The organism is Streptomyces malaysiensis subsp. samsunensis (assembly GCF_024519315.1).
GTDB lineage: Bacteria > Actinomycetota > Actinomycetes > Streptomycetales > Streptomycetaceae > Streptomyces > Streptomyces malaysiensis.
Map to the genome: position 1 here is coordinate 1 of NZ_JANIIC010000198.1, position 1,881 is coordinate 1,881.

1 protein-coding gene is annotated in these 1,881 nt (G+C 70.3%); it reads right to left on the reverse strand.

Annotated features, from left to right (window positions below):
* Positions 1-1,881, reverse strand: a 1,881-nt coding sequence (locus tag NQU54_RS49680) for a type I polyketide synthase (protein ID WP_306279887.1), incomplete at both ends; no start/stop codon positions are given.

The following is a 1,881-nucleotide window of genomic DNA, read 5'->3' on the forward strand; positions in this document are numbered from 1 at the left end:
CCCCAGCTCCCTCGGAGAACCCGGTGCCGTCCGCCGCTTCCGCGAAGGCCCTGCACCGCCCGTCCGCCGACAGCCCACGCTGGTAGCTGAACTCCACGAACAGACCCGGTGTGGACATCACCGTCACACCGCCCGCGAGCGCGAGCGAGCACTCGCCCCGCCGCAGCGCTTGCGTCGCCAGATGCAGCGCGACCAGCGACGAGGAACACGCGGTGTCCACCGTCACCGCCGGGCCCTCGAAGCCGAAGGTGTAGGAGATACGCCCCGAGACGATGCTGCCCGCGCTGGGGGCGCCGGGGCCGCCACCCGGCCCCTGCAACAGTCCGTAGTCGTGGTGCATGACACCGGCGAAGACTCCGGTCTGGCTGCCGCGCAGGGTCGCCGGGTCGATGCCCGCCCGCTCCAGCGCTTCCCACGACGTCTCCAGCAGCAACCGCTGCTGCGGATCCATCGCCAACGCCTCACGCGGCGAAATACCGAAGAACGCCGGGTCGAAGTCACCCGCGTCGTAGAGGAAGCCACCTTCGCGGGCATAGCTCTTCCCCACGGCCTCCGGGTCCGGGTCGTACAGCCCCTCCACATCCCAGCCACGGTCTTCCGGGAAGTCGGAGATGGCGTCCGTGCCACGTTCCAGCAGCTGCCACAGCTGCTCCGGGGTACCCGCCCCACCCGGAAAACGGCAGCTCATCGCCACGATCGCGATGGGCTCGTCATGCGTGGCGAGCGTGCCCGTACCGGCGCCGCCGGACGGGGAGACCGACGTGCTGGCGCCCTGATACGCCTCGGCCAGCTCGGTGCGCAGATGGCGGGCGATCACCACGGATGTGGGGTAGTCGAAGACAAGGGTGGCGGGCAGCCGTAGCCCCGTGGCGGTGTTCAGCCGGTTCCGCAGCTCGACGGCCGTCAGCGAGTCGAATCCGAGTTCCTTGAACGCACGCCCCACCTCGATGGACTCCGCCCCCGCGTGGCCGAGCACCTCGGCGACATGGGTGCACACCAGGTTCAGCAGAACCTCGTCCTGTTCGTCCGCCGACAGGGGCGCGAGCCGCCGCCACAGTTCCGACTCGCCCGCGCCATCGCCCGACGGGACCACGGTACGACGGGTGGAAACCGACACCAGATCGCGGAGCAGGGCCGGTGCGGGAGTACCGGATGCCGCCTGGGCGCGGAGCGCCGGGAGGTCCAGACGCATGGGCAGCAGCACCGGCTGTGTCATCGTCCCGGACACGTCGAACAGCGCAAGGCCCTCTTCGGACGTCAGCGGGGCGATACCGCCGCGCCGCATGCGCCGTACGTCCTCGTCGTCCAGGTGGCCCGTCATACCACTGCGCTCGGCCCAGAATCCCCAGGCCAGCGAGACGGCGGGCAGGCCGAGCGCATGCCGGTGGGTCACCAGGGCGTCGACATAGGCGTTGGCCGCAGCGTAGTTGCCCTGCCCGGCGCCGCCGAACGTGCCCGCCGCGGAGGAGAACACCACGAAAGCGGCCAGATCCAGGTCCCGGGTCAGCTCATGGAGGTGGAAGGCGGCGTCGACCTTGGGGCGGAGCACCGTGTCGAGACGCTCGGGAGTCAGGGTCTCGATGACACCGTCGTCCAGCACACCGGCCGCATGGACCACACCACGCAACGGACGATCCGCCGGAATACCCGCCAACACCTCCGCCAGCGCTTCCCGGTCGGCGACATCGCAGGCCACCACGGCCACCGACGCACCCAGCCCCGCCAGCTCGGCCTCCAACTCCACCGCACCAGCCGCCTCCCGACCCCGCCGAGAGACCAACACCAGATGCCGCACCCCACACTCAGCCACCAAATGCCGCGCCAGCAAACCACCCAACGTGCCCGTAGCACCGGTCAACAACACCGTGCCCTCGGAATCCC